The organism is Algibacter sp. L3A6, assembly GCF_009796825.1.
Lineage (GTDB): Bacteria > Bacteroidota > Bacteroidia > Flavobacteriales > Flavobacteriaceae > Algibacter.
Genome location: NZ_CP047030.1, coordinates 2,103,829 through 2,130,779 on the forward strand (window position 1 = coordinate 2,103,829; position 26,951 = coordinate 2,130,779).

Annotated in this window: 26 protein-coding genes; 19 read left to right on the top strand and 7 right to left on the bottom strand. The window is 33.5% G+C overall.

Going from position 1 to position 26,951, the window contains the following annotated elements; translation table 11 throughout:
• Positions 1-183 precede the first annotated feature (183 nt).
• From obgE to GQR98_RS08845, 3 genes are all read left to right on the top strand, one after another.
• On the top strand, positions 184-1,179 hold the full coding sequence (gene obgE, locus GQR98_RS08835) for a GTPase ObgE (protein ID WP_159019192.1): 996 nt from the start codon (positions 184-186) through the stop codon (positions 1,177-1,179).
• Positions 1,180-1,344: 165 nt separating this feature from the next.
• Complete coding sequence (locus GQR98_RS08840) at positions 1,345-1,866, top strand: DUF4136 domain-containing protein (RefSeq protein ID WP_159019193.1); 522 nt, start codon at positions 1,345-1,347, stop codon at positions 1,864-1,866.
• 41 nt (positions 1,867-1,907) lie between these two features.
• A complete protein-coding gene (locus GQR98_RS08845) occupies positions 1,908-2,465 on the top strand; it encodes a hypothetical protein (protein WP_159019194.1) in 558 nt (185 codons plus the stop codon).
• Between the two features lie 5 nt (positions 2,466-2,470).
• Here the strand turns inward: GQR98_RS08845 and GQR98_RS08850 are convergent, their stop codons facing one another.
• The gene (locus GQR98_RS08850) at positions 2,471-3,904 is read right to left on the bottom strand and encodes a M64 family metallopeptidase (protein ID WP_159019195.1); all 1,434 of its coding nucleotides are present in this window, start codon (positions 3,902-3,904) and stop codon (positions 2,471-2,473) included.
• A 1-nt stretch (position 3,905) separates the two neighbouring features.
• Positions 3,906-4,427 carry a hypothetical protein gene (locus tag GQR98_RS08855; protein ID WP_159019196.1) on the bottom strand — a complete coding sequence of 174 codons (522 nt, stop codon included), beginning with the start codon at positions 4,425-4,427 and terminating at the stop codon, positions 3,906-3,908.
• Between the two features lie 121 nt (positions 4,428-4,548).
• On the opposite strand from GQR98_RS08855, the gene GQR98_RS08860 reads away from it, so the two are divergent.
• The 13 genes from GQR98_RS08860 to GQR98_RS08920 all read left to right on the top strand — a co-directional run bounded on the left by GQR98_RS08860 (position 4,549) and on the right by GQR98_RS08920 (position 16,953).
• Positions 4,549-5,004 (top strand): GNAT family N-acetyltransferase, encoded by a 456-nt coding sequence (locus tag GQR98_RS08860; protein WP_159019197.1) that lies wholly within the window; start codon positions 4,549-4,551, stop codon positions 5,002-5,004.
• Positions 5,005-5,011: 7 nt separating this feature from the next.
• Positions 5,012-5,551, top strand: coding sequence for a DUF1697 domain-containing protein (locus GQR98_RS08865; protein WP_159019198.1), 540 nt, complete (start codon positions 5,012-5,014; stop codon positions 5,549-5,551).
• Between the two features lie 107 nt (positions 5,552-5,658).
• Positions 5,659-6,738: a diphosphomevalonate decarboxylase gene (mvaD, locus tag GQR98_RS08870; RefSeq protein WP_159019199.1), complete on the top strand. Its 1,080-nt coding sequence runs from the start codon at positions 5,659-5,661 to the stop codon at positions 6,736-6,738.
• Positions 6,739-6,767: 29 nt separating this feature from the next.
• Positions 6,768-7,697, top strand: coding sequence for a mevalonate kinase (locus GQR98_RS08875; protein ID WP_159019200.1), 930 nt, complete (start codon positions 6,768-6,770; stop codon positions 7,695-7,697).
• Positions 7,698-7,770: 73 nt separating this feature from the next.
• Positions 7,771-8,673: a geranylgeranylglycerol-phosphate geranylgeranyltransferase gene (locus GQR98_RS08880; RefSeq protein ID WP_133969031.1), complete on the top strand. Its 903-nt coding sequence runs from the start codon at positions 7,771-7,773 to the stop codon at positions 8,671-8,673.
• Between the two features lie 183 nt (positions 8,674-8,856).
• A complete protein-coding gene (locus GQR98_RS08885; protein WP_158845329.1) occupies positions 8,857-9,735 on the top strand; it encodes a pseudouridine synthase in 879 nt (292 codons plus the stop codon).
• Positions 9,736-10,572: 837 nt separating this feature from the next.
• Complete coding sequence (locus GQR98_RS08890; protein ID WP_159019201.1) at positions 10,573-11,970, top strand: arginine decarboxylase; 1,398 nt, start codon at positions 10,573-10,575, stop codon at positions 11,968-11,970.
• Positions 11,960-12,898: an agmatinase gene (speB, locus tag GQR98_RS08895; protein WP_159019202.1), complete on the top strand. Its 939-nt coding sequence runs from the start codon at positions 11,960-11,962 to the stop codon at positions 12,896-12,898. The genes GQR98_RS08890 and speB overlap by 11 nt, the downstream gene beginning before the upstream one ends.
• The gene (locus GQR98_RS08900) at positions 12,888-13,862 is read left to right on the top strand and encodes a deoxyhypusine synthase family protein (protein ID WP_133969035.1); all 975 of its coding nucleotides are present in this window, start codon (positions 12,888-12,890) and stop codon (positions 13,860-13,862) included. The genes speB and GQR98_RS08900 overlap by 11 nt, the downstream gene beginning before the upstream one ends.
• Before the next feature lie 2 nt (positions 13,863-13,864).
• On the top strand, positions 13,865-15,391 hold the full coding sequence (locus tag GQR98_RS08905; RefSeq protein WP_159019203.1) for a bifunctional GNAT family N-acetyltransferase/carbon-nitrogen hydrolase family protein: 1,527 nt from the start codon (positions 13,865-13,867) through the stop codon (positions 15,389-15,391).
• 133 nt (positions 15,392-15,524) lie between these two features.
• The gene (locus GQR98_RS08910) at positions 15,525-15,839 is read left to right on the top strand and encodes a hypothetical protein (RefSeq protein ID WP_042497143.1); all 315 of its coding nucleotides are present in this window, start codon (positions 15,525-15,527) and stop codon (positions 15,837-15,839) included.
• Positions 15,840-15,853: 14 nt separating this feature from the next.
• Positions 15,854-16,078 carry a hypothetical protein gene (locus GQR98_RS08915; protein ID WP_159019204.1) on the top strand — a complete coding sequence of 75 codons (225 nt, stop codon included), beginning with the start codon at positions 15,854-15,856 and terminating at the stop codon, positions 16,076-16,078.
• 95 nt (positions 16,079-16,173) lie between these two features.
• A complete protein-coding gene (locus GQR98_RS08920; protein ID WP_159019205.1) occupies positions 16,174-16,953 on the top strand; it encodes an RMD1 family protein in 780 nt (259 codons plus the stop codon).
• Positions 16,954-17,038: 85 nt separating this feature from the next.
• Here the strand turns inward: GQR98_RS08920 and GQR98_RS08925 are convergent, their stop codons facing one another.
• From GQR98_RS08925 to lysS, 4 genes are all read right to left on the bottom strand, one after another.
• Positions 17,039-17,509 carry a hypothetical protein gene (locus GQR98_RS08925; RefSeq protein ID WP_159019206.1) on the bottom strand — a complete coding sequence of 157 codons (471 nt, stop codon included), beginning with the start codon at positions 17,507-17,509 and terminating at the stop codon, positions 17,039-17,041.
• 146 nt (positions 17,510-17,655) lie between these two features.
• Positions 17,656-20,091, bottom strand: a complete 2,436-nt coding sequence (locus tag GQR98_RS08930) for a zinc-dependent metalloprotease (protein WP_233268101.1) — start codon at positions 20,089-20,091, stop codon at positions 17,656-17,658.
• Positions 20,092-20,205: 114 nt separating this feature from the next.
• Positions 20,206-21,423 (bottom strand): hypothetical protein, encoded by a 1,218-nt coding sequence (locus GQR98_RS08935; RefSeq protein ID WP_159019207.1) that lies wholly within the window; start codon positions 21,421-21,423, stop codon positions 20,206-20,208.
• 605 nt (positions 21,424-22,028) lie between these two features.
• Entirely contained in the window at positions 22,029-23,726 is a 1,698-nt protein-coding gene (gene lysS / locus GQR98_RS08940) for a lysine--tRNA ligase (protein WP_159019208.1), read from the bottom strand.
• Positions 23,727-24,058: 332 nt separating this feature from the next.
• Here lysS and GQR98_RS08945 point away from each other — a divergent pair, with 332 nt between their 5' ends.
• Positions 24,059-24,217, top strand: a complete 159-nt coding sequence (locus tag GQR98_RS08945; protein ID WP_158845287.1) for a YqaE/Pmp3 family membrane protein — start codon at positions 24,059-24,061, stop codon at positions 24,215-24,217.
• Positions 24,218-24,295: 78 nt separating this feature from the next.
• On the opposite strand, the gene GQR98_RS08950 is transcribed toward GQR98_RS08945, so the two are convergent.
• On the bottom strand, positions 24,296-24,739 hold the full coding sequence (locus GQR98_RS08950) for a hypothetical protein (protein ID WP_159019209.1): 444 nt from the start codon (positions 24,737-24,739) through the stop codon (positions 24,296-24,298).
• Positions 24,740-25,106: 367 nt separating this feature from the next.
• Between GQR98_RS08950 and ffh the strand changes: the two genes are divergently transcribed.
• Positions 25,107-26,435 (top strand): signal recognition particle protein, encoded by a 1,329-nt coding sequence (gene ffh / locus GQR98_RS08955; RefSeq protein ID WP_159019210.1) that lies wholly within the window; start codon positions 25,107-25,109, stop codon positions 26,433-26,435.
• 59 nt (positions 26,436-26,494) lie between these two features.
• The gene (locus tag GQR98_RS08960) at positions 26,495-26,869 is read left to right on the top strand and encodes a four helix bundle protein (protein WP_159019211.1); all 375 of its coding nucleotides are present in this window, start codon (positions 26,495-26,497) and stop codon (positions 26,867-26,869) included.
• Positions 26,870-26,951 lie beyond the last annotated feature (82 nt).

Genomic DNA, 26,951 nt, shown 5'->3' on the forward strand with positions numbered 1-26,951 from the left:
TAGCAAGGAGTAAAATAAGATACTCTTTATGCTGTTTTTATATCGGTTTGCTGCTTTTTATATTTTGTTAAAGGCAAATCAAACATAATAATACTTAACAAAATAAAGTTTTCGCTTTTGCGGAAAAAAATAAAGGAACAACTGCTATTTTAAGCGTTGTGCTTATTAATATTAAATTGGAAAATGACAGAAGGAAATTTTGTAGATTACGTAAAAATGTATGTAAGCTCAGGTAAGGGTGGCCGTGGATCGGCGCATTTACATCGTGAAAAATATATTACAAAAGGTGGTCCCGATGGAGGAGATGGAGGCCGTGGTGGTCACATTATTCTACGTGGTAACGATAACTTATGGACCCTTCTGCATTTAAAATATAAAAAACACTTACGTGCTGGTCATGGTGAAAATGGTGGGAAAAGTAGAAGTTTTGGTGCCGATGGTGAAGATTTTTATTTAGATGTACCATTAGGAACCGTAATTCGTGATACTGAAACTAACGAAATCATTCTTGAAATTACGGAAAATGGTGAAGAAAGAATTATTGCCGAAGGTGGAAAAGGTGGTTTAGGAAACTGGCACTTTAGATCGTCTACAAACCAAACACCTCGCTATGCGCAACCTGGTTTGCCAATGGAAGAGAAGTACATAACTTTAGAGTTAAAAGTACTTGCAGATGTTGGTTTAGTAGGTTTTCCAAATGCAGGGAAATCAACACTTTTATCTGTAGTAACTTCTGCAAAACCAAAAATTGCCGATTACGAGTTTACAACCCTAAAACCAAATTTAGGTATTGTAAAATATCGTGATTTTCAAACTTTTGTAATGGCAGATATTCCTGGTATTATTGAAGGCGCTGCTGAAGGTAAAGGGTTAGGCCATTATTTTTTACGCCATATTGAGCGTAACTCAATTTTGTTGTTTATGATTCCTGCGGATGCGGAAGATGTAAGAAAACAATACGATATTTTACTTGATGAGCTTCGTCGTTACAACCCGGAAATGTTGGATAAAGATCGTATCATCGCCATATCAAAAAGTGATATGCTAGATGATGAGCTTCAAGCTGAGTTAAAAGTAGAACTAGACAATGAGTTACCAATTCCATACGTTTTTATTTCGTCTGTAGCCCAAAAAGGTATCACAGAGTTAAAGGATGTACTTTGGAAAATGTTGAATTAATAGAATAATTTGGACTAACCTTTAAAAGGGAAAGTACTTTTTTATAACATTATTTAAGCCGCTAAGTCTTGTTTTTAAACAACACTTAGCGGTTTTTTATTTCAGAATAAAAAGTAATGCATATTCGGAACAATTTTTGTTTAAATTTATATAAAAAACAATATTATGAAACTTGTTAAAACTCTCGCTATATTATTTTTAGTGACATCTTGCGCTCCTATTTATGTAAACTACGATTACGAAAAAGGTACAGATTTCGCCAAATACAAAAGCTATAACTATTATGCCGACATGAAAACTGGTTTAAGTGAGCTGGATACTAAACGACTTTTAAATGCTTTAGATGAACAACTGCAAGCCAAAGGTTTTGCATTGTCTGATACGCCCGATTTTTTTATAGACATAAAAAGCACCGAATTTCAAGGCGCACAAAGGCAAACCGTTGGCGTAGGAGTTGGTGGTGGAGGCGGTAATGTTGGCGGAGGTGTTTCTATTGGCTTACCTCTTGGGCAGGCACAAGTAACACGACAAATAACAATCGATTTTGTTGACGAAAATATCAAGCAGCTTTACTGGCAAGCAGTTAGCGAATCTAGTTTTAATCCAAATAGCTCGCCAGAAAAACGTGAAGCACGTTTAAGTGCTATTGTTACTAAAATATTAAAGAAGTATCCGCCGAAAAATTAGGTTTCTCGATCCTGTTTCAAATATAAAATATGATTTTTAAATTGAAGAAAATAATCAAATTAGGGATTCTAGTTCTAATTATTAGCTTATTCTTGAGTTGCGATTATGAAGATAAAGTGATTGTTGATAAAACTCATAAAGTGTTATCGAACGGGAAGCGTTTGGAAGTTGAAAAAACAACAACGCTTTCAACTGCTATAGGTCTGTTTTCTGGGCATAATTACGGCACTACACATCGATTTGTGTATAAATTGGGAATACAACCAGAATACGTTAATTGGGATGGTGGTAGTGGTGAGCCAAAAGCGTTACTCTTCCATAGAGACACGACATATATTTATTACTTAAAAGAAAAAGTTATTAGAACTGCCTATACCGACTCGGTAACAAATACTTTAAAAGAAGATAATCATACAGAAATACAAGCATTTTATGAGAAACACATAGATAAGCGTTATTTTTTTAAGTTACTTGGGGATGATTATTGGGTAGATATTCAGGCTGAAGATTATGATGCTGTAAAGTCTTTTTCTAATGAATTTATCATTCCTAATGATAATGAGCTAAGCGTTAAGATAAATGATAGTATTGGTTTTTAAGAAGCTTACTTTCTTATTAGTTTTTTAGTCGCTAAAAGTACCTTGTTCGCATAAAAATTAGTTAAATAAATCCCTGAAGGCAAAGCGCTTAAATTAATAGAGTTTACTGTAGAATTGGTAAGCGTTTCCGATTTAATTTTTCGACCATCTATCGATATAATCTCTACGGTTACATTTTCGGTGTTATCACTTTCAAATTTCAAATTAACAACATCTAAAACTGGGTTAGGATACATCGATACGGCAAAGGTGGTGTTAATACTTTCAATAGATTTAATGCCTAGTGTAGAATGTTCTATCGTCCAGGTTACGGTGCTTACGTGCGTTGTTTCATGATTGTCTACTTTTAAAAGTTCGGTATTATCTACAATTACCGCAATTAATGTATTTGTACCTATGGTTAAATCTTCTTCTTGTATGTTAACCAAATCTTGATTAGTTGCGAAAGGGGTATTATTTAAAGTCCATTCACTTTCTAAAGTATTCGGTATCGGTTCAATTAAGTTCAACTCAAATTCTAGCGGAAAAGTAGCATCACTAATAGGGTTCTCGTTGCTTGGTGTAAAAGAGTTAACGGGTGGTAATAAATCATGAATTTTCTCAATAATGCCTTCTGTGCACACCGGGCAAAACGATTTGGTTATGTTTTCCATAATGCAATTTTGGTGTGGTTTATACCATTCGGCACAATTACCAGTATCGCAGGTGTATTGATAGACACCAACATTATTTAGACCTACCCAATTTTTCCATTTTACAAGAGTTTCGTCACTTTCTCTAGTCATGTTTATGGCTTCTTCTGTAAATAATTCACCTGGATAATATTCATCTTTCAGGTTAAACATAGAGTGACCAAGCTCGTGAAGTACAGTTTTTGGACCCCAATATCCGGTATAGCTCATTGGGAATTCACCTCCACTAGCTCCGTATTCATCTGAATTTACTAATATTAAAGTTTGGTCATAGGTAGGGAAGTTGTCGGCTAAAACGCTGTTGATTTTTACTTCAGTTTGGTTGGCGTAATTACCGTCTGCTTCGTAAAAAAGCCTTCTGTGTGCGCCGTAAGAATCGTAAGTTGCGTTAAAATACGTATCTGCACTAGTTATTGGTGACAATAATGCATCTGGAGTTTCTTCCGGATCAAAACTTTCTCCAGGATGATCGGCACCACTTTCGTTTGATGGCACGTAAATGATATGAACGTTAAAGTAATTGGAGTATTCTTTAAAAGGCGATTCGTTAAACATGTTGTTTGTATAATTAACAGCATCGGTTTTAAATTTGGCAAACTCACTAACTTGGTAGCCTTCGCTTAAAATTACTAAATTGAGGCGCTTAGTGTTGTCACCCGAATTTTTAATAGTCTCCGTAGTAAAAACTTGAGCCCCTGTAAAGTAAAAGTTTACTAATACAAAAAATAAAAATAAGGCGTTTTTCATATTATTCAATATTAGAAGTAACAAGCGTTTTTGTGTTTTGTAGAGAGTCTATTACTTCTTTAATTCTAATAAATTTAGTTGAAGTATTTAACTGAATACGCAGGTTTAACGGTGCGTGTTTTATAGATACGTTTCGTTTTTTGAAATTAAAAGAGTCGGTTGTGAATTCAATAGTTTTTAATAATGGATTAGATATGGTTTGTTCGGAAATTAACGTTTTGTTTTTGCTAAGCTGTGTACAAACTAAATCACCTGGAACTCCCGATGTTATATATTTAGAACCACTGTTTCGTAGTTTACCGTCTACTATTTTTTTATCTATAAATTCAATAGATTTTTGTCCTTTTGTATTTTGAGAAACTTGATAATTTAAGAATATAAGTTTTGGGTCGCTTTCCGGAACTTCTGCGTTTTGAACAAGGCTAGTTTTTGTGGCACAAGATATGCACACCAAAGCGAATAGCATTAAAAATGCAGTTTTAGGCTTGTAAAAGTTAGTATGTTTTGGGGCAACCTTTTTCACAATTGAAATAAAATATTTAAACAAAGTTACGGAATATTGTCTTTTAAAGCCATGATATAACGATGAATGCCTTAGTTTTGGTTGCAAACCCTACAATTGCATCGTTAAAAAGCGTAAAAGAATGATAAGTATAAAAGGAACAAATTCTAATAATTTAGATTTTCAAAAACTTGTTGAGGCTTTGGATATTGATTTAGTTGCTTACTATAAAGAGGAAAAACAGTTTTACGGAAAGCTTAATAATATTGATGAAATTAAGTATGCTGTTGTGGCTTATGATGAAAATAATAACCCTATTGGATGTGGGGGAATTAAAGCTTTTTCGGAAGATGAAGTTGAGGTTAAGCGGATGTTTGTGCCTTTTGAATCTAGAGGTAAAGGTGTTGCTAAATTGATTTTAGAAGCCTTAGAAGATTGGAGTGTAGAATTAGGTTTTAAAAAATGTATTCTTGAAACTTTAAAAAAGAAACCTTATGCTATCAGGTTTTATGAGAAAAATAATTACCATGCTATTCCTAATTTTGGTGATTATGTAAAAGCCGAAAATAGTATCTGCTTCGCTAAAAATTTAAAATAGAATCGCTATGGGAACTTATATTGCATTGCTGAGAGGTATTAATGTTGGGGGAAAGAATAAAATTTTAATGGCTGAGCTTCGCGATTTGTTATTAAATATTGGTTTAAAAGACGTACAAACCTATATACAGAGTGGCAATATTATTTTTAATTCTGAAGAAGGAAACGCTTCGGAATTAGAATTTCAAATTACGGAAGCTATAAAAGAACGTTTCCAGTTAGATGTTCCTGTGCTTGTAAAAACTAGAAATGCGTTGAGCACTATTTTTGATGCCTGTCCCTTTTCCGAAGAAAAAAAACAAAAAAGTTATTTTTCATTGTTATATACAGCACCAGAAGTTGATTTTGTAAATGAAGTTTCGAGTACAAAGTTTGAGAATGAGGACATTGAAATTTCACCAAATTGTGTTTATTTTTATTCATCTATTGGCTACGGAAAAACAAAATATAATAATAACTTCTTTGAGCGTAAATTAAAAGTTACTGCCACAGCTAGAAATTATAAAACGATCGTGAAGCTTTTAGAGCTGTCTGAAAATGCTAGCTAAATTAATAATTTAGTGCTAATAATAGTGAATTACTGAATTCGATAAAAATAGCAGAGATATTTCTTATTTTTGCCAAAACTAGCTGTATTAAAGCTTAAAATTTAAACATGACTGAAACCGATTTTATCCCAAAACCATATTCGAAGCATATTGAAAGCGGAGAATTTACATGGAGTTCGCCAAGCAATATTGCTTTAGTGAAATATTGGGGGAAAAAGCAAGATCAAATACCCGAAAATCCATCTATAAGTTTTACGCTAGATTATTGTAAAACCACTACGAAATTGAGTTTTTCTGAAAAAGAAAATAAAGACACTTTTTCGTTTGATGTGTTTTTGGATAATGAGAAAAAAGATGATTTTAAACCTAAAATAGAAACCTTTTTTAAGCGAGTGGAACGTTATTTGCCATTTTTAAAGAACTATCATTTTAAAATAGAAACGTCAAATTCATTTCCTCATAGTTCTGGTATTGCATCATCGGCGTCTGGCATGAGTGCTTTGGCTTTGTGCTTGATGAGTATTGAAAAGGTATTGGTTAATGATGATTTAAAAATAAATTTCATTCAAAAAGCATCTTTTTTAGCGCGTTTAGGTTCTGGTAGTGCTTGCAGAAGTTTAGAAGGCGATTTGGTAGTTTGGGGTGAGCATGAAGATGTAGCCGGAAGTTCCGATTTGTTTGGAGTAAAATATCCGTTTGAAGTTCATGAGAATTTCAAAAATTATCAGGATACTATTTTATTGGTGGATAAAGGAGAAAAGCAGGTGAGTAGTACGGTTGGGCATAATTTAATGCATGGCCATCCATTTGCACAACAACGTTTTGAGCAGGCTAATACAAACCTTAAAGACATAAAAAGTATTTTAAAATCGGGAGATTTAGATGCTTTTATTGGTTTGGTTGAAAGTGAAGCTTTAACACTGCATGCTATGATGATGACGAGTATGCCTTATTTTATTTTAATGAAACCGAACACGTTGCAGATTATAAATAAAATTTGGGCATTTAGAGAATCTACAGGTTCTAAAGTGTGTTTTACTTTGGATGCTGGTGCGAATGTGCATGTTTTGTACCCTGAAAATGAGGCAGAATCTGCGCTTAAATTCATTAAAAGTGAGTTAGTTACCTTTTGTCAAAAAGGTGAGTATATTGTCGATAAAATTGGATTTGGAGCAAAACTGTTGTAATTTTGCATTTACCAAGTCACTTATAGCTTATGAAAGGACCTTTATTTTACTCAAAAATATTACTCTTCGGAGAGTACGGAATCATCAAGGATTCTAAAGGTTTATCAATACCTTACAGTTTTTATAATGGTGCTTTGAAAACAGATAAAAACCCATCGGAAACAGCAATAGCTTCTAACGCAAGTTTACAGCGCTATGTTGGGTATTTAGAGAATATTAATCCGGAATTGGTTGTTTTTGATGTGGCTTCATTAAAAAAACACGTAAAGGCTGGTATGTATTTCGACTCGTCTATTCCGCAAGGTTATGGTGTTGGTAGTAGTGGTGCTTTGGTTGCAGCTATTTACGATAAGTACGCACAAGATAAAATTACAGTTTTAGAGAATTTAACACGTGAAAAACTATTAAAGTTAAAAACAATCTTTTCTGAAATGGAATCTTTTTTCCACGGAAAATCTTCGGGTTTAGATCCTTTAAATAGTTATTTAAGTATTCCAATTCTTATCAATTCAAAAGATAATATCGAGGCTACAGGTATTCCTGCTCAGCAAAACGATGGTAAAGGCGCTGTGTTTTTATTAGATAGTGGTATTATTGGTGAAACTGCACCAATGGTAAGTTTATTTATGGAAAGCATGAAGCAAGAAGGGTTTCGTAGTATGTTGAAAAATCAATTTATAAAACATACCGATGCTTGCGTAGACGATTTTCTAAAAGGAGATGTTAAGTCTTTATTTAAAAACACCAAGAGTTTATCTAAGGTGGTTTTAAGTCACTTTAAACCAATGATTCCGCAACAGTTTCACGAGCTTTGGAAAAAAGGTATCGATACTAACGAATACTATTTAAAACTTTGCGGCTCTGGTGGAGGTGGCTATATTTTAGGTTTTACAGAAGATTTGAGTAAAGCAGAAAAAGCACTTTCGGGTTATAAATTAGAAGTGGTTTACAATTTCTAGATCTTAGGTTTTATTATAAAATTTCGAAAACTTTTCGAGATTATTCGAGAATTCTTTTCAAAAGCAAGATTTTATGCTGTCCAGAAAACAAAAGCACATTTTACTTAAGTTTTTTAGCATGTTCTCTGTGGTACGAGGTTACAATATTCTTATTGTAGTTATCGCGCAATACTTAACGGCTATTTTTATTTTAGGGCACGATTTACCTGTAAAAGATGTTGTTTTAGATTTAAATCTACTCATGCTTGTTTTAGCTTCTGCTGCAACTATTGCTGGCGGATATATTATTAATAATTTCTACGACTCTGAGAAAGACTTAATTAACAGGCCTATAAAATCGAAGTTAGATAAGTTAATAAGTCAAAATACCAAGCTGTCTTTCTATTTTGTTCTTAATTTCTTGGCTGCAGTAATGGCAAGTTATGTGTCGTTTAAAGGCGTAATTTTCTTTTCTATTTATATTTTCGGAATTTGGTTCTATTCGCATAAGCTTAAAAAAATGCCATTTATTGGTAATTTAACTTCGGCTATACTAACCATTACGCCGTTTTTTGCCATTTTTATGTATTACAAAAACTTCGAACATGTAGTTTTTGTACACGCCATTTTCTTGTTTTTAATGATGTCTATGCGCGAGCTCACTAAAGATTTAGAAAATATAAAAGGAGATTTGGCTCAAAATTATAAAACCATACCTATAGTTTATGGTGAAAGAGCATCTAAAATAATGTTGACTATTTTGGCGATTTTAACTTGGTTGCCTATAAGTTTATTACTTTCTCGTTACGATATTGGTTATATGTATTTATATTTCTATTTATGCATTCCGTTGTTATTGGCTTTTTTGTTGATTTTATGGATGTCTAAAACAAAAACACATTATTTAATACTTCATAATATTTTAAAATTTATAATTGTTGTTGGTGCTTTTAGTATTGTACTTATAAAGGTTAGTGTGGTTTTAAATAGAATTTAATACAATGTTCTTTCTTCAGTTATATATTAAAGAAAAGTAGAATTTCAGCATATAAAACAAGTGTCTCGGTTTCTTAATAAAACATTGCTATTAAGGGCGTTCGTGATATTTATAGAAAACAAAAAGTAAAACTTAAATCGTCAATCATAATTTTAAATATATCTTTGCAGAAAATTATTAGTCATGAACAGAAATCAAGGAACAAGCGGAAAAGGGAAACCTTCAGGAAGAGGTAATCAAGGTGAAGCTAAAAAAGGCGTTGCTAGAGGAGGCGAAGGCGGAAAAAGTAAAAGTTTTTCTAGAGGAAATGCACCTATTAAAAAGGGAAACCCTGCACCTAAAAAAGCGAGTAATCCTGATGAAATTAGACTAAACAAATACATTGCAAATTCTGGTATATGCTCTCGTCGTGAGGCTGATGATCATATTGCTATTGGTTTAGTAACCGTTAACGGTAAAGTAATTACCGAAATGGGATATAAAGTTAAGGTTGCAGACGAAGTTCGTTATGATGGTGCACGTATAAACCCTGAGAAAAAAGCTTACGTTTTATTAAATAAGCCTAAAGGCTTTGCTACAACAACTAGTGAAGGTAAAGGTAGAACGGTAATGGATTTGGTTGCGAATTCAACAAGTTCACGTATTAAGCCTATTGGGCGTTTAGGTAGAAACTCTAAGGGGTTAATATTATTTACAAACGATGATGCTATAGCGGCTAAGTTTACCAACTCTAAACATGGTGTGCCACGTTTATTTCATATTGAATTGGATAAGAATTTAAAATTAGAAGATCTTAAAAAGATACAGGCTGGTTTCAAAATTGACGGAAAACTTATTGAAGTAGAAGAAATTAGCTATATCGATAATGCGTCTAAAAAAGAAATTGGACTTAAAATTAAAAATACAGGAAACACTATTATCCGTAGTATTTTCGATTACATAAAATACGAGATTGTTACTTTAGATTGTGTGGCTATTGGGCACTTAACTAAAAAAGATATTCCTCGTGGAAGCTGGAAACATTTAACTGAGCAAGAGTTAAATACTTTAAAAATGTTGTAAAACGTTTCGTTTAGTAAAAATATTAAATCGAGTGTTATGTCTTCTTTAGAAGATGTAACACTCGATTTGGTTTGGAGCATATTGCATTCTCTTTTTTGTCGTGTCGACGCTAGAAAGTGTTTAAACTTAAAAGTATTGTTAGTGTGGAGATGTTTTAGATGGTACTGAAAACGTAAATAGTATTGTAAATAATGTTTAGAGATTATGTGATTTCTCGGGAGGTAGAAATGACTAGCTGTAGCTTAAAATTTTTTTGAAGTCATGTCGACGCTAGGAACATGGTACACTGTTTTATAAATAAATTTTCTTTTTCTTCGGAATAATAAACTCTTATAGTATTATTTTTTATCTATATTTTGCTCTAAATATGGCTCTTAATTCTATGGAATATACTTCGCTAATACACCCGCGTTGGGAATAGAACGGCCTGTTTGAGCTCTTTTTGTGTGGTTGCACCTATGCAACACAAAAAAGCGAGTAGTGATAGCCCGACCCTTGTGGTAACGCACCATGAAAAATATTTTAAAAATAAATTAAAAAAAAGTTTGTAATTCATTTTTTTGTATTTCATTTGCACTATTATTAGCTGAACGAATTGAACTCTGTTTCTGTGTTCGGGCTTTTGGATATTAGGAAGTCATTTTCAAAAGCAGCTTACCGATTAAGCGACCGAATTTTAAAGCTAACTTCCGTATCTGCCATATATGCGATCCAGTATAAGTACGGCTTCGTACCTACTACTCAACCGGAAATTCAAATTTGATTTTAATTTTTTTTACAGAATTAACATGTAGTTAATCTACAATTTATATCTTTAAATATCTTAAAACAATTACTTTGAATACAAAATATATTGATTTAATCAATCAAACTTATGATTTCCCACAAGAGGAATTTACATTAGAAAACAAAACATTACAATTTCACGGGGTAGACTTAATGGAGTTGGTAGAGACTTACGGTGCACCGTTAAAATTTACATATTTACCTCAAATTTCTAACAATATTAATCGTGCAAAAAAATGGTTTGCCGATGCTATTGAAAAGAACGATTACAAGGGGAAATACAATTACTGCTATTGTACAAAAAGCTCGCATTTTAAACATGTTTTAAACGAGGCTTTAAAGAATGATATACATATTGAAACCTCATCGGCGTTTGATATTGATATTGTTGAAAACCTTAAAAAAGAAGGTAAAATTACAGATGATACGTTTGTAATTAGCAACGGTTTTAAGCGTGCACAATATGTAACTAATATTGCTCGATTAATTAATAACGGACATAGAAATGCTATTCCTATTATTGATAACTACGAGGAAATTGAATTGCTTTCTAACGAGATTGAAGGCAACTTTAATGTTGGTATTAGAATTGCTTCGGAAGAAGAACCAAAATTTGAATTTTATACCTCACGTTTAGGTATTGGCTATAAAAACATTGTGCCATTTTATAAATCTCAAATTCAGAATAACGAGAAAGTGAATTTAAAAATGCTTCACTTTTTTATTAATACTGGTATTCGTGATAACGCATATTACTGGAACGAGCTTACAAAATGTTTGCGTGTTTACACAAACTTGAAAAAGATTTGTCCGAGTTTAGACAGTTTAAATATTGGTGGAGGTTTTCCTATTAAAAACTCTTTAGTTTTTGATTATGACTACGCCTATATGGTTGAAGAAATTGTAAATCAAATTAAAATTGTTTGCGAAGAGGAAGGTGTAGATGTACCAAATATTTTTACTGAATTCGGTAGTTTTACTGTAGGTGAAAGTGGTGGTGCAGTTTACGAAGTTTTGTACCAAAAACAACAAAACGATCGTGAAAAATGGAACATGATCAACTCATCTTTCATTACAACATTACCAGATACTTGGGCTATTAATAAGCGTTTTGTGATGTTGCCTTTAAACCGCTGGAACGATAGTTACGAGCGTGTTTTACTTGGCGGCTTAACTTGCGATAGTGATGATTATTACAACAGTGAGCAACACATGAATGCCATTTATTTACCAAAATACGATAAAGATAAACCTTTATATATTGGCTTTTTTAATACAGGTGCTTACCAAGAAACTATTGGTGGTTTTGGAGGTTTACAACACTGTTTAATTCCGTCGCCAAAGCATATTTTAATAGATAGAGATGAAGATGGAAACATCACAAAAAAAATATTTAGTGAACAACAAAAAAGTGAAGACTTACTTAAAATTTTAGGTTATGAGCAATAATACCTACGCTGGAATTGCAGAAGAGTTTGCAAAAAAGGAAACTGCAAAGATTGTTTTAATTCCTGTGCCTTATGATGGTACAAGTACATGGCAAAAAGGTGCCGATAAAGGGCCTAAGGCGTTTTTAAATGCTTCGGAAAACATGGAGCTTTACGATATTGAAACCGGGACGGAAGTATACCGCCAAGGTGTGTATTTAGCCGATGCTGTAACCGAGAATGAATCGCCAGAAGCTATGGTAGAAGCTGTACATAAAGCGACTAAAAAATATATTAAGAGAAATAAGTTTGTAACCATTTTTGGTGGAGAACATTCTATTTCTATAGGTACTATTCGTGCTTTTAACGAAATGTACCCAAGCTTAACGGTTTTGCATATTGATGCGCATGCAGATTTACGTAAGGAGTACGATGGTTCTACGTGTAACCATGCTTGTGCTGTTTACGAGGCAAGCCAAACAACCAATTTAATTCAAGTAGGGATTCGTTCTATGGACGTTATGGAGAAAACCGTAATGGATGAAGAGAAGACTTATTTTGCACACGATATGGCGGTGGATGACACTTGGATGGATTCGGCAATCGATCAAATGACGGATAATGTATTTATCACATTCGATTTGGATGCCTTCGATCCTTCAATTATGCCAAGCACAGGCACACCAGAACCGGGTGGGTTATTATGGTACGAAACCTTAGACTTTTTAAAACAAGTTTTTAAAGAGAAAAATGTGGTAGGTTTCGATATTGTGGAACTTTGCCCAAATAAAAAAGAAAAATCATCCGATTTTTTAGCAGCAAAATTATATTACAAAATGCTAAGCTATAAATTTATGGATGAGTCGGTAAACGACGATTACGATAACGCATACGATAATACAAAACAAAAAACTAACGCTTCTAAATTCAGTGACAACGATGAGTACTAAAGGACCAATTTCGCAATTTATAGAAAAACATTATTTACACTTTAACGCTGCTGCTTTGGTAGACGCTGCAAAAGGGTACGAGGCACAGTTAAATTCTGGGGCTAAAATGTTAGTGTCTTTGGCGGGTGCTATGAGTACTGCTGAGTTAGGCAAGAGTTTTGCTGAAATGATTCGTCAAGATAAGGTGCAAATTATTTCCTGTACTGGAGCAAATTTAGAGGAGGATATTATGAATTTGGTAGCGCATTCTCATTATAAGCGTGTGCCTAACTATCGTGATTTAACTCCTGAAGATGAGTGGGCTTTATTAGAAAAAGGCTTAAACCGTGTAACTGATACTTGTATTCCTGAAGAAGAGGCTTTTAGAAGGTTACAAGAACATATTGTAAAAATTTGGAAAGATGCTGAAGCTAATGGCGAGCGTTTTTTACCTCATGAGTATATGTACAAAATGTTACTTTCTGGAGTTTTAGAAGAGTATTACGAAATTGATTTAAAAGATTCTTGGATGTACGCTGCAGCGGAAAAAAACTTGCCTATTGTTTGCCCAGGTTGGGAAGATAGTACTATGGGTAATATTTTTGCGAGCTACGTTTTAAAAGGAGAATTAAAAGCAAGTACTGTAAAATCGGGTATTGAATACATGACGTTTTTAGCAGATTGGTATACTGATAATTCATCTAAAGGTATTGGGTTTTTTCAAATAGGCGGTGGTATTGCTGGCGATTTCCCAATATGTGTGGTGCCAATGTTGTATCAAGATATGGAACGTACAGATACACCATTCTGGAGTTATTTTTGTCAAATTAGCGACTCTACAACCAGTTATGGTTCGTATTCGGGAGCTGTACCAAACGAGAAAATTACTTGGGGTAAATTAGATATTAATACACCTAAATTTATCATCGAAAGTGATGCTACTATTGTTGCTCCATTAATTTTCGCATACCTTTTAGGTCAATAAAAATGGATATAAACAATATTGAAAATATAGAATTAAAGTACTTAACCGTTGATGATTTTGAGGAATTAAAAGCAGCAACGTTAGAGTCTTATGGCGGTGTGCTAGATTCATATTGGAAAAAAGATCATATTCAAAAATTAACCACCATGTTCCCAGAAGGGCAGGTAGTTATTAAAATTGATGGAAATTTAGCGGGCTGTGCGTTGTCTCTTATTGTCGATTACGATAAAATAGATGATAACCATACTTATAGCGATATTATTTCTGGAGAATCTTTTAAAAACCACGATTCAGATGGCGATGTGCTTTATGGTATCGATGTGTTTATAAAACCAGAATATAGAGGGTTGCGTTTAGGTAGACGACTTTACGATTACAGAAAAGAAGTTTGCGAAACATTAAACTTAAAAAGTATTGTATTTGGTGGGCGTATGCCAAACTACCATAAACATAGGGATTTAACCCCTAAGGAATATATTGAAAAAGTAAAGCGTAAGGAAATTCATGATCCGGTTTTAAACTTTCAAATATCTAATGATTTTCATCCGGTAAGGGTTTTAAAAAATTATTTAGAAGGCGATACAGCATCAAGCGAATACGCTGTTTTAATGGAGTGGGATAATATTTCTTATACCAAACCTAACAAAAAAGCAAGTAGTGTAAAAACAGTGGTGCGTTTAGGTTTAATACAGTGGCAAATGCGACCGTATAAAGGACTGGATGATTTAATGCAACAGGTAGAGTATTTTATCGATAGTGTTTCGGCATATCGCTCTGATTTTGCTATATTTCCAGAGTTTTTTAACGCGCCTTTAATGGCAGAGTTCAATCATTTACACGAGCCAGATGCTATTAGGGAATTGGCAAAATTTACTGAAACTATTGTTAATAGAATGAAACAGTTATCTATTTCATATAATATTAATATTATTTCAGGAAGTATGCCAGAATTGGTTGGTGATAAACTGTATAATGTTGGGTATTTATGCCGAAGAGATGGTAGTTTTGAGCGTTACGAAAAAATACACGTAACACCAGATGAAGCTAAGGTTTGGGGTATGCAACGTGGTGATAAATTAAAAACCTTTGAAACCGATTGTGGTAAAATAGGGATATTAATTTGTTACGATTCGGAGTTTCCTGAGTTGTCACGTTTATTGTCTGATGAAGGCATGGATATACTATTTGTACCCTTTTTAACAGATACACAAAACGGATATTCTCGAGTGCGTTTATGTGCACAAGCACGTGCTGTAGAGAACGAATGTTATGTTGCTATTGCTGGAAGTGTTGGTAATTTACCAAACGTGAATAACATGGATATTCAATATGCGCAGTCTGCTGTGTTTACACCATGCGACTTTTCGTTTCCAAGTAATGGGATAAAAGCGGAAGCGACAACAAATACAGAAATGATTTTGGTTGCCGATGTAGATTTAAGCTTATTGCGAGAACTACATTCTTTTGGGGCTGTTAAAAACCTGAAGGATAGACGAAAAGATTTTTATGATGTAATTCGTGTAAAGTAATCATAAATAATTATATTTATCTTGTGGCTAAATAATGCCCAAATCTAAAAAACAATTAACCCCGTTTAATGAGATTAATATGTCGTTAAATAGGGGACATGTGAAACCTAATAAAAAAAATAAAAACCAACACATGAAAAATAGAAATGAAAATTTAAAACGTGTCATTGTTGATTTTAAAAAATTGACACCTGAGATATTAGCCTTATTAGTAGAACGCTATCCTGATGGATATGATGATGATCAAATTATTTCATTTAAAAATCAGCATAACGAAATTATAGAAGCGGTAGAAGTAACCACCGAGGATACTAAATATTTAGTAAAAGTAAGTTCGAAATTGGCAGTAACCATGGAGAATTATGATGAAGATGATTATGAAGATTTTGACGATAATGATCCAGAGGCTGTACAAGACCCGAGTTTAGAAGACGACGATAACGATTAACACAATTTAATATTATGAGAACAGCTGTTTTTAAATCTTTCGAAAACGGTTATTTTAATTTTTGGTTTGAAAATGGCGAGGAGCTAGCTTTTGAAGAAGTGCATCCGCGTGTTTTAAAACAATTCGATTTAAAAAACGATGAGTCTATGGTGGATAAAGAATTCAGAATCACATTTGTTGAAGATGCAGATGGAGATGATGCCATATATAGGGTTCAAAGTTTAAAACCGATAGATTAATTCATTTAATAGAATATTTTAAACCTGATGGGCTTTAAAACCTGTCGGGTATAAAATTCCCTACTCTAAAAATAACACAACACTTATAGAATATAATGTACCGCGTAGTTGCTTACCAAGTAGCTAGTGCTATCCAAATAAAAACTAGTAAACAAGAGTTGCCGTGGCAATTAGTGTTTCAAGATAGCGATGAACTTTATTATAAAAGTTCAGATCAAAAATTTATTTACATCTTTCAATACGGGATGGTGTCGTTTTTCAATTTATCTCACGATGAAATTGAACACGCATTAAAGCAAATAAAGCCTTTTTGTTCTAATTATTTTACTGAAAAACTTTCTGAATCTGTTTCTGTAATTGTAAAACCAGATACGTTACGAGTAACTTTCGATGATGTTGTGCTTCCTGAACTCGATCAAGAAATGATACGTTTAGTAATGCTCAATACATCGCAATCTGTGGCTTTAGATCGTTATGCGGAAATAACAGAAGAACTTCTTATAGAAACAAATAAGCACACCTTGTTTTTAGAAGAAAAGGGAACGCTTGATATTTCGGGAAATAAACTAAAACGGTTTATAGGAAAGATTTTAAATATCAAAAATAAAATTTCGGAGAATTTATATATTTTTGATTCCCCAGAAATTACATGGGATAATGAGCAGCTTAATAGGCTTAATCAGGATTTAAAACGCACCTTTGATTTACAAGACCGTTACCGATTAATTCACGATCGAATTGAGATTATAAAAGATAACCTAGAGTTGTTTAAAGATATTATGGATCATAAGGAGAGTAGTAGACTGGAATGGATTATTATCATTCTAATTGTTATCGAGGTGGTCGATATGTTTATAGGTAAGATTTTAGGCTAGTAGTAGTTGTTAAATAAAACAAAAGCGCATTTCAATAATCTGAAATGCGCTTTCTCATTAACTATCAATCAATCTAACAAAATTCTTAGTCTCTTTTGTGGTTCTTGCCCTTTTTACTATCGCCTTTGTTACCACGTTTATTCTTGTCTCTTTTTTCTAAAGATTGTACCCATTTAGTATATTGCTCATCGTTTAAAATCTTTTTCATTTTAGCTTTTTCAGCAATTTTATGATCAAGCATATCATTCATCATTTTTAAACGCTCTTCTTTAGTTGGTTTTTCCGCAGTTCCAGCTTCTTTTTTAGCTTTGCGTTCTTCCATCATCGCTTTACGTTTTGTGGCGTTGTCTAAATTTATGGTGTAAATTTTATTTTGTTGTCCTTCATCTAAATCTAATGCTAAAGTCATTTTTTTAGTTTGAAGTGTTGCCATTTCATTTGCAGTAAGATTCATCATTTTTTCTCCTCTGTCATGATTTCTTGGTCCGCCTTCTTTTCTTTGAGCAGTTGCTTGTAATCCAATAAAAGCTAATGCAATAATTATTAATTTTTTCATCTTATTTAAGTTTTAATGTTTATTTGCTATTAGGACTTTCACATTTCAAAAAGGTTTAAAAAGGTTTTGAAATTTAACTAGCTTTTAACAAAAAAGGCTCCCGTCATGGAAGCCTTTTTTAGGTGTGCTAATTATGTAACCTGCTTTTATTTAGGGTCTAAAATAGCATTAATTTGTTCGACCATATCTCTAAGGTGAATATTTGTAATAGCGTTTCTAGATCCAATACGCGAGCGTACTAGGTTTTTTAAAGTAGTAAGTTCGGCACGAGAAATAGCTTTAATATCTGAGTTGCTTGTGCTCGTCATTAAATAAGCTAACCTGTTAACGTGTGCACGTTGTAAATTACGTTTATAAGTATCTATATTTTTTCCGGTGTTTAATTCTTTCCAAACGCCGTTTCTTAAGTCACGCATCATACTTGTAAGGGCGTATGCGTCGTTTCCGTTAAGCGATTCATTCTCTATCATTCGTTGCATTCTAGAGGTGCTTAAAAGGTTGTTTAACGTTCGTGTTTGCACGGCGTTAATACGTTCTATTATTCCTGAAGCCTGAATTTTATCATTAATCTCTGGAGAAATTAACCATTCTGGTGTTTCAAATAATTGATCGTTTATAAATAGTAAACAATCTTTTTGATGTTTTTTATCTACATGGCTGTAAACAGCACCTTCTTGATCGGCTGTTTTGTAGTTTTCGTAAACACCACCAACGTTATTGACAACATGCCCCATGTAGCGGTTAAATTGTGAAAATACATGACCATACATGGTTTTTAAATCTTCATAATCAGAATTGTTTTTAGTAGTCCATTCAATTAAGTTGGGCACTACGCGTTTTAGGTTTTTTATACCATAAGTACTTGCTAAAACAGCATCGTCTCCTAAATCTTCAGTTTGCGAGCTAGGATCTATAGTTTCTCTTTGTTGTTTACCAAATCTATAAAGTGGATCGCCGTCATGTGCCATAATCCAACTGTCTAAAGTTTCTTTTTCTTCAACAGCTGTTTTATCTAAAATAGGTTTGTAACCCCAAGCAATAGAATATTTGTCATAAATACCAATGTTTGGGAATAAAGAAACGCCAACATCTTCGGGTTGCGCGATGTAATTAAAACGAGCATAATCCATAATAGAAGGAGCTGTTCCGTATTTTTTTGTGAATTCAGGATCACGTAAATCTTCTACTTTATAAGCAGAGCTACTTCCCATGTTATGTGGTAAACCTAAAGTGTGTCCAACTTCGTGAGATGATACAAAACGGATTAGTTCTCCCATAACCTCATCACTAAATTCTGAGTTTTGAGCGGCTTTGTTTGCAGCGGCAGTTTGAGTAAAGAACCAACCGTTTACTAAGCTCATTACGTTGTGGTACCAGTTAATATCCGATTCTAGTATTTCGCCAGATCTTGGGTCGCTAACGTGTGGGCCATTTGCATTTGGTATTGGAGATGCTAAGTAACGCACAACAGAATAACGTGCATCTTCTGGAGTCCATTCTGGATCTTCTTCTACACTTGGCGGATCTTTAGCGATAATGGCGTTTTTAAAACCTGCGGCTTCAAAAGCAGTTTGCCAATCTTCAATACCTTGCTTAATATATTTTCTCCATTTTACAGGGGTTGCTCTATCTATGTAATAAACAATTTGCTTTTTAGGTTCAACCAGTTCACCATTTTTAAACTTTTCTAGATCTTCATCTTTCACTTCTAATCTCCAACGGTCTAAATACGTTAGTCTCTTACTTTTTTGAGCTTCTAAGCCATAATCGGTTTGGCTACTTGTAAACCAACCAACACGTTTATCAAAATAACGACGCTTCATTGGTGTTTTAGGTAGTAAAATCATGGAGTTATTGATTTCAATACTAATAGTTCCTGTGCTAGAATTTGATGGTGGGTTTGATGCGTAGTATGTTTTTACATGGCGCGCTTCAATGTTTAACGGGTAACTTTTTAGAGATTCTATGTAAGATTTACTTTCGTCTAATCGAGATACTTTGTAGTTTTTTTTATTTCTAACGCTTAGTCCTAAGGAGTTTACATCTTTTTTGTATAAATCGGTAACGTCGATAACTGTTGCAGTAGAATCTTTACTAAAAGCTTTTATAGGAAAAGCATATAATATAGGTTCGAAATTAGAGTTTACAACAGCCTCGTGAATCGGTAAAGATTTATCGGCTACTACGTTATTAGAGACTACACGTAGCAATACTTTTTTATCTTTTACTTGCCAGCGTAACACTTGTGTGTTTTCTTTTCCGCCGCCAAAGCCAAGTCCGCTTGCTGTTTTAGCAATACGGGTAACCATAAGCATTTCTCTATCGAAAAGAGAATCTGGAATTTCATACAAATATTTATCGTCTATAGTATGGATTTTAAATAGACCGATATCTGTTTTTGCATCTTTTGTAACGATTTTACTGTACGGCTGAATTTGTTGTTTTTTGAGTTTGTCGGCCTTCGCTTTTTTTGCGAGCATAACCTTTTTAGCCGCATTGGCTTCAGCTGTCTTTTTTGCAGAATTACAAGACAGAATTATTGTTGTTAGAGACAACAATAATAGTTTGGTCGTTTTTTTCAAATTATTATTGGGTTAGTTAATAACGTGAAAATATTTATTTTATATAAAATTATAACCCAGAACGGTAAAAATTAACGAAATTTTAATTAAAATTAACAAAAACCTGATTTTTTATTAATTAAGCACTAGTATTTTTATGTTGAATCCGGTTTGGAAATCTGGCGCATTATTAACCAGAAAATCTTCTTTTACGTAAAAAGCCAATTGCATATTCGGCCTGCCATAAGTGTAGGTGAAATTCCAGTTGGTTAGTGTTTTGTAAAGCGTGCTTACACCATGTTGCCAACCTCCATTTATTTCTTGCCATTTACCAATGAGTTTGTAGTAGCCAGCCTCATCTTTTTTGTTGTAACGCGATTGTAATTGGTAATTAATACTGAAGGCATTGTAGTTTCCTTTTTTTGTATATTTTGTAATTTCAACAGTGCTTTCTGTTGTTGCTAAAAACGGGTTGTTACCTAGGTCTACATTGTCTTTAAAGTCTATAATGTTTTTACGCAGTAGGTTTGCGCCTAAGGCAATATTCAGTTCGTAACTGTTTTTTAATTTAATATGTTTTACAGCGTTTGCTGAAATTCCGAGGTCTATAGCAGAATTATATTTTGAAGTATTTAAACCTAAATGACTTCCGAAGTTTATAAAGAGGTTGCGGCTTTTATTTATTAAAAACTCTGGATAGTAATAGTGGTTAAGTTCAATGCCACCAATAAAAAAATCGTTATTTTCAAACTCTAAAACTTTTCCGTTTCTATCGGTGTACTTAAAGTCTACTTTATTTAAGCCGTAGTAACGCCTTCCGTAGGGATCTTCACCACCAGCAATATTACTATGAAACCACTCTATACTTTCGTCACTTGTGAAAATCGAAAACGGATACTCACCTTTTGTTATTAAGTGAGAACGGAGCGATATGCTCAACTCATGATGGTTAGATAAAGGTAGGCTTAAGCTAGCACGAAATTCTTTAATTACTGCATCCACAACAATGTTCATGTAATCGGCAGGTGTGGTTTCTTGATCAATAAAATCAAAACGGCGATCGTGCCATTTAACTTGGCTAAGTTGTGCTCGTATTTCTGGATCTTTAGGTAAATATGCTTCCACGAATGGGTGAAAGGTATTTCCGTTAGATATATTGAAACTAAAAGTATTACGCTTAGGAGCGTGAAATTTAAAGTTAGTAGAAATTCTTGAGCTAAACATACCAAAATGATGCGTAGCTAAATGATTTGGGCTATCTATACCGTTTTTAAAAACGATACTATCATTTTGTTGTGCTTTCAGAATAGAAGATCCTAAAAAACAGATTATTAATATAATAGCTTTATTCATTACACAAATGTAAATAAACTAATTAAAATAGATTGATAAAAAATAAGAGGAGCTTTAAGTTTTTAAAAACACTCTAAAACCTTCAAAATAAAAGCATGTTTTTATTAAAAAATTAACAAGTGATGCGCTTTACTCTTAAAGAAAAGATAAAATTCTGGATAAGCATGTTAAACAAATCTAAATAAGTATTATGTTTTCAAATTTAGGCTGTTTCTTTGTATGGAATTTAAGGAGTAGTTAACCTTAAAATTTAATTTTCATAAAAGTTGATTAGTTAATTAGTTAGTTAAAAGAAGCCCGTGATTTGAATAAGAATCACGGGCTTTTTTGTGCTTATAAACCAATGTTTACTTGTTGTTTTTCTTAAAAAATTAACAACTCGTCGAGTTTAGTCTTAAAGAAATTATAAAATACATTAAAAGTGTGTTAAACAAATCTAAACAAGTATTATGTTTTCAAATTTAGGCTGTTTCTTTGTATAGAATTTAAGGAGTAGTTAACCTTAAATCTCAATTTCATAAAAGTTGATAAGTTAGTTAGTTATTAAAAGGCCCGTAATTTTAGTTAAATTACGGGCCTTTTTGTGTTGTAAAATATTTTGGTGGTTATACAGCTTCTACAAATAATCCATCATCGGTTTTTGTAACCTTTGCCAAATTATTTTTTGTTAAGCCTTTAATAGTTTTATCCCATTTTTTATTAGACAACCCGCTTTGTGTTTTTAAAGCATTTAAATCGATATTTTCAACCTTTTCAATTAATGCAAGTAAAGCTTTCTCATCGTCGTTCAATTCAACCGAAGACGCTTTCTTTTCAGGTCGCATTTGCGGAAAGAATAAAACCTCTTGTATAGACTGGTTGTTTGTTAAAAACATAATTAAGCGGTCCATACCAATACCCATACCAGATGTTGGAGGCATACCGTATTCTAGAGCTCGTAAAAAATCTTCATCAATAAATTCTGTAGCTTCATCGTCACCTTTTTTAGCAAGCTTTAATTGGTGCTCAAAACGCTCACGTTGGTCAATAGGGTCGTTTAATTCAGAATATGCATTTGCAATTTCTTTACCACAAACCATTAACTCAAAACGCTCAGTAAGTTCTGGGTTATCTCTATGCTCTTTACATAGTGGGCTCATTTCCTTTGGGTAATCTGTAATAAAAGTTGGTTGTATGTAGTTGCCTTCACACTTTTCCCCAAAAATTTCATCAATTAATTTCCCTTTACCCATGGTATCATCCACCTCAATATGCATGCCTTTTGCAGCAGCTCTAATTTCATCTTCAGTTTTACCAGTAATATCAAACCCTGTAAAGTGTTTAATAGAGTCTGCCATGGTAACACGAGCGTAAGGCGCTTTAAAATCAATTTTATGCTCACCAAAAGTAGCTTCGCTTTTTCCGTTTACGGCAATAGCACAATGCTCTAAAAGTTGCTCACAGAAATCCATCATCCAGTTGTAATCTTTGTACGATACGTAGATTTCCATAGCTGTAAATTCAGGGTTGTGTGTTCTGTCCATCCCTTCATTTCTAAAGTTTTTCGAGAATTCGTAAACCCCATCAAATCCACCAACAATAAGTCGTTTTAAGTACAACTCGTTGGCAATTCGCATATACAACGGGATATCCAAACTGTTGTGGTGTGTAATAAATGGGCGCGCCGCAGCACCACCCGGAATAGGTTGTAAAACCGGAGTTTCAACCTCAAAATATCCAGCATCGTTAAAAAACGAACGCATGGCATTAAATAATTTAGTACGCTTAACAAATACCTCTTTTACGTGTGGGTTAACCACTAAATCGGCATAACGTTGGCGGTAACGTAATTCAGGATCGGTAAAAGCATCAAATACTTTTCCGTCTTTTTCTTTCGGTAATGGTAATGGTTTTAAAGCCTTACTTAATAAAGTAAAATCTTTAACACGAACAGTTTTTTCGCCAACCTTAGTTGTAAATAAATTACCCTCAATACCAACAAAATCACCTAAATCTAGTAATTTCTTAAAAACATCATTGTATTTGGTTTTATCTTCACCAGCGCAAATTTCGTCACGGTTAAAATATACCTGTATACGTCCTTCACCATCTTGCAACTGCGCGAACGATGCTTTACCTTGTATGTTTATTGCCATCAATCTACCAGCAACAACCACCTGTTTTTCTTCTGTAAAATCCTGTTTTATCGATTTCGATGTGTGGGTTACAGGGTATAAATCCGCTGGATATGGGTTAATGCCCATAGCGCGTAATTTTACTAATTTCTCTCTTCTTACAAGTTCTTGTTCTGATAATTGCGACATAGTCTAAATGCTCTAAAAATTTTAAAGGCACAAAGATAAACATTTGGTGGTCCATTTTCCATTAACAATTCCTCATTTTTTTTTGGGCGCTACCACAAGGGTCGGGCTATACGTTGCAAGTCCTCGCAGGTCCAATTGCCATTGACTCTGCTGTGGGCTTTTCACTGCTATCCCTAGCGCGAGCCATTTAGTGAAGTTGTTTTCTAAATAGTAATATTTTTTTGTAATTAGGTAAATTCAATATCTGAAACTCTTAAACTTTAAAAAAAGCTGTAACAAAACGTTTAATAAAACGTCAAATAATTAAAATAATCAATCAAAATCAAATCATTATGAGTTTTTGGAGAGTTTTACTTTCAATCATTTGTCCGCCATTAGCCGTTTTAGATAAAGGCTGCGGATCTATAATAATCGTTTTCTTGCTATGGCTCTGTGGCTGGGTGCCAGGCGTCATTGCAGCGCTAGTTATTTTAAATAATCCTAAAAACTAAGTTTTAGTTTATTCGAATAAAAAAGGGACGTTACAACTATTAGTTGCAACGTCCCATTAAAATAAGATTAGATATGTCTTATTGGCAATAAGGCACTGTAAATGTGCCTTCAACAGTTTTATCAGAACTAGAATCGGCTTTAATTTTTACAGTAATTTCAGTCTCAGTAAGTGATGTTACTTCAACAGTGGCATCTAAATAGTTGTATGGCGCTTCTCCTTCTTTATTGAAAACAACATTTATCCCTTCATAAACACCTACTTCAGGTGTAGCGTAAGTAGATATTTCTAGGTCATAATTAAGAACAGAAGATTCACAGTCAGCGACTATATTTGTAATATTTACAGAAATATCTTCACCAGAATCGAATGCTTTACCTCCTAAAGCTGTAAAATCATTTCCAAATACTTGTCCTTGTAATATTTGATTAGAAATGTTATCTCCTGAATTGTCGTCGTCGTCCGAACAACTTATCATTAGAGAAATTAATAATGTTAATGAAATTTTAAAGTAGGTTTTCATGGGTTTTGTTTTTTGCGAACAGCAAGGTTAATGATAATATTTGATATAATAAAATTCTTTCATTTATTGAATAATCAGTTTTTTTAATCACCCCAAATTGATGGTTAGTCTTCTTTGTCTATAATATTTCAGCTTATAAATTCTATTCTGTAGGTTTGGAATGTGTAGCTAATAATTTGGTTTTTAGTCTGCTTCGTTCTTTTTTTTACCTAAATTCTTGCGGAACAAAAACGGGTAAATTCATCGAAAAAAACAAAATATTTCATTATTTTTGCACTTCATTTTTAATAAGATAGCAAGCCGTTAACTCTTGGATAGCCAACCATGGACTGTCAAGTGCGGATTGCCAACTCAATACTTAAAAACCATGTTCAATAATTTAAGCGATAAATTAGATAAAGCCTTACACGTATTAAAAGGTCACGGAAGCATAACCGAAGTAAACGTAGCCGAAACTTTAAAAGAAGTTCGTCGTGCACTTTTAGATGCCGATGTTAACTTTAAAATAGCTAAAGATTTTACCAACCGAGTAAAAGAAAAGGCTCTAGGGCAAGACGTTTTAACCACCCTGCAACCAGGGCAATTAATGGTTAAAATTGTAAAAGATGAGCTTACTGAACTTATGGGTGGCGATGTAGAAGGTATTAATTTATCTGGTACGCCAAGTATTATTTTAATGTCGGGTTTACAAGGGTCTGGTAAAACAACCTTTTCTGGTAAACTTGCAAATTATTTAAAAAACAAAAAAACTAAAAAACCTTTATTGGTAGCCTGTGATGTTTATCGTCCGGCGGCAATAGATCAGTTACACGTTGTTGGTGATCAAATTGGTGTAGAGGTTTTTAGTGATAGAGGTAATACCGATCCGGTGGCTATTTCGCAAGCAGGTATTGCACATGCAAAAGCAAACGGACATAATGTGGTTATTATTGATACCGCGGGTCGTTTAGCTGTAGATGAGGCCATGATGACCGAAATATCAAACATTCATAAAGCCATAAATCCTCAAGAAACTTTGTTTGTTGTAGATTCTATGACGGGACAAGATGCTGTAAATACTGCAAAATCTTTCAACGATGTCTTAAACTTCGATGGTGTTATTCTTACTAAATTAGATGGTGATACCCGAGGTGGAGCAGCAATTTCTATTAAGTCGGTAGTAAACAAACCAATTAAATTTATTGGTACTGGTGAGAAAATGGAAGCTATCGATGTGTTCTACCCATCACGTATGGCCGACCGTATTTTAGGTATGGGAGATGTGGTGTCTTTAGTAGAGCGTGCACAAGAACAATTTGATGAGGTTGAAGCTAGAAAACTTCAAAAGAAAATTGCTAAAAATCAATTCGGTTTCGACGATTTCTTAAAGCAAATTCAGCAAATAAAGAAAATGGGAAACATGAAAGACCTTATGGGTATGATTCCTGGTGCTGGTAAAATGCTTAAAGATGTAGATATCGATGATGATGCTTTTAAAGGTATTGAAGCTATTATTCATTCTATGACGCCAAGCGAAAGAACAAACCCTGCTATTATTAACGCAAGTAGAAAAGTAAGAATAGGTAAAGGTTCTGGTACTTCTGTACAACAAGTAAATCAGCTTTTAAAGCAATTCAACCAAATGAGCAAAATGATGAAGATGATGCAAGGTGGTGGTGGCAAAAAGATGATGCAGATGATGCAGAATATGAAATAATTATTTAGTTTACAGTCTCAGTCTCAGTCTCAGTCTCAGTCTCAGTTTACAGTTGAAATATGGATTTTAAAGAATTATTGGCCTATAAAAAAGCATTCGATTTGTCAATGCATATTTTTAATGTGTCAAAAGGTTTTCCAAAGGAGGAGACTTATTCTTTAACCGATCAAATTAGGAGAAGTTCTCGCTCTGTTTGCGCAAACATTGCAGAGGCATATCGTAAAAGGCGATATCCTAAACATTTCATTAGTAAATTAACAGATGCAGACGGAGAGAATTCTGAAACGAATACGTGGATAGATTTTGCTTTGGCTTGTAATTATATATCATCGGAAGATTATATGCGTTTTTCGGAACAAGGAAAAGAGATTGGTAGACTAATAAATTACATGATAAATAATCCGGGGAAATTCGGAGTAAAAATAGAAGGTTAAAATAAAAATAACGCATGCTTGAAATGTAGAGTATGCATATAAGAGTGAGCACTGTGACCGCGACTGCCACTGAAAACTATAT